Origin of the sequence: Thiocapsa imhoffii (assembly GCF_016583985.1) — a bacterium.
GTDB classification, from domain to species: domain Bacteria; phylum Pseudomonadota; class Gammaproteobacteria; order Chromatiales; family Chromatiaceae; genus Thiocapsa; species Thiocapsa imhoffii.
This window is the reverse complement of sequence record NZ_NRSD01000062.1, coordinates 1-2,879: the sequence shown is the minus strand read 5'-3', so window position 1 is coordinate 2,879 and position 2,879 is coordinate 1. Positions and strand designations below refer to the sequence as shown.

Here is a 2,879-nt window from a genome sequence, read left to right as displayed (position 1 = left end):
CTGACGGTCTGACCGTCGTGAAGGCCGCTCGCGGTAGCGGTGTTCGCCACAGTCCCCGCCGTGACATCCGCCGCGGTGATCACATAGGTCGCCGTCGCGGTGCCGGTCGCTCCGGGTTGCAAGGTCGCGGGGCTAACCGCCAGGTCGCTGATCCCGAGCTTGGCATCACGAATGCGCACGTCACTGAGCGCCACATTCCCGGTGTTGGTCACCGTAAAGGTGTAGGTGATCTCCTCACCCGCCGCACCGTAGGTGCTCGGACTGGCGCTCTTCTCGAGCATCAGCCTTGGCGCCGGATCGCTGCTGAGATAGGTCACGATCACCGTCGCACGATTGGACGTCACGCCCGCACTGTCATCAATCCGGTAGTACACCGGTGTCGGGTCGCCAAGGAAACCAGCCTCCGGCCTGAAGGTGATGACACCCGTGGTCGGATCGACCGTCCACGTCCCTTCACCCGGCACAACCAGCGTCTTGCCGTCCGCACTCAACTCCGAGCCAGCCGGCGGATCAACTAAAGTCACCGTGGTCCGATCAAGCGTCAAACCAGCCGGCGGGACGTCATTGCTCGGCAGATCGAGCCTGACCGTGCTGCCACGCGGATTGTCGCGTGACTCATCGTCAAAGGCCGCCGGCACCGGCGGGAACGACACACATTGAGGCTCCGGATCCGGATAGGTGACGCGCACCGAAATCTCGGGGTTGTACGAGAACCGCAGCTCCTTCTCCGCAATCGCAGACGGATCCGTCAGTTCCCATTGACCGTCGATGAAGGTCCAGCCCGGCCAAACCACAACGTTACCATCCTGAACCACCGCTCCAGGCCAGAGCAATCGCCCGCTCAGCGGTTGATCGAGCAGGGCCGCGCCGACCTGTGGTCCGGTCGAACCGTCAGGCAAGACCGAGAACCAACGGATGGTCAGTAGCGTATCCGGATCGGCATCCGCCAGGGTCACCGCATAGTCAATGTACGGAGCGGAATTCAGACAACGCCCCAAGGTGTCCACGACCATCGCAAGGATCACCGTCACCTCATCGGTCGGCGAGCGCACCGTCCCACCATCGGGGTCTTCACCGATCGCACGGGCGATGTTGGTCACCTCACCGGCAGCCACATCCGCCGCGGTGACGGTGTAACTCGCCGTACAGGTGATCTCCGCATCCACTGCCAGCGTGGTCGCCGGACAAGTGACCGGGGTCTTGTCGTCATCCACTCGCAGTGCACGAATCACGACATTACCGGTGTTGCGCACCAAGTAGGTGTAACGAATCGTCTCACCGGCTGCGCTAAAGACCGTCGGCTCCGCGGTCTTCTCCAGCTCAAGCGCGGGCGCCGGCGGCGGACCCGTCACGGTAATGGTTGCCGTGTCGGTGTCGCTGACCGTCTCACCATCGTAACTGCCCGTGGCCGTGGCGGTGTTCGCCACAGTCCCCGCCGTCACATCCGCCGCGGTGATCACATAGGTCGCTGTGGCGGTGCCGGTGGCCCCGGGTCGCAAGGTCGCGGGGCTAACCGCCAGGTCGCTGATCCCGAGCTTGGCATCACGAATGCGCACGTCACTGAGCGCCACATTCCCGGTGTTGGTCACCGTGAAGGTGTAGGTGATCTCATCACCCGCCGCACGGTAGGTGCTCGGACTGGCGCTCTTCGCCAACGTCAGCGCCGGCGCACCCAGATAGGTCACCGTCACCGTCGCCCGATTCGACGGCGTGCCCAGATCATCCGACACCTGGTACTCAATCGGCGTCGGATTGCCCTCAAAGCCCGCCTCGGGCGTGAAGGTGATCGCACCCGTGTCCGCATCCACCGTCCAGGTGCCTTCACCAGGCACCGTCTTGGTCTTGCCGTCACTGCCGGCATCGGCATCGACCATCACCACCGTCGTCGGATCGAGCGTGCGTCCGTCGGACGCCGCGTCGTTCTCGAGCACGTCCAGCGTCACCGGCGTGCCAATCGGGTTGTCACGCTGCTCGTCGTCCTCGGCCGTCGGCGCCACCGGCGGCTGCACCGGGGTCGACAGCTCGGTCGTCTCCGGATCAGTCTGATCCGAGTCAACCGACGCCGTGTTGACCACCACCGCCGCGATCGCATCGGCGAGCGTGACCGTGTAGGTACCCACCAGCTCGCAGGTCGCACCCGGCGCCACACTGGCACAGGTGATCTCGTCCGGCGTGATCAGGTCGTCGCTGACCACCACGTTGGTCAGGGTCACATCACCATCGTTGGTGGCGGTGACCGTGTAAGTGAGCACACTGCCGAACACCACCGGATCCGGATTAGCACTGCTCAGCACCTTCTCCAGACTCAGCGCCGGCGCACCCAGATAGGTCACCGTCACCGTCGCCCGATTCGACGGCGTCCCCAGATCATCCGACACCTGGTACTGGATCGGCGTCGGATTGCCCTCAAAGCCCGCCTCGGGCGTGAAGGTGATCGCACCCGTGTCCGCATCCACCGTCCAAGTGCCTTCACCGGGCACCGTCTTGGTCTTGCCGTCGCTGCCGGCATCGGCACCGTCGATCACCACCGTCGTCGGATCGAGCGTGCGTCCGTCGGACGCCGCGTCGTTCTCGAGCACGTCCAGCGTCACCGGCGTGCCAATCGGATTGTCACGCTGCTCGTCGTCCTCGGCCGTCGGCGCCGCCGGCGGCTGCACCGGGGTCGACAGCTCGGTCGTCTGCGGATCGGTCTGATCCGAGTCAACCGACGCCGTGTTGACCACCACCGCCGCGATCGCATCGGCGAGCGTGACCGTGTAGGTACCCACCAGCTCGCAGGTCGCACCCGGCGCCACACTGGCACAGGTGATCTCGTCCGGCGTGATCAGGTCGTCGCTGACCACCACGTTGGTCAGGGTCACATCACCATCGTTGGTGGC

General features: G+C 65.0%; 1 protein-coding gene. It reads right to left on the bottom strand.

The window, feature by feature from the left end; genetic code table 11:
* On the bottom strand, window positions 1-2,879 hold a 2,879-nt coding region (locus CKO25_RS20530), incomplete at both ends, for a CLIPPER-2 domain-containing protein (RefSeq protein ID WP_200389803.1).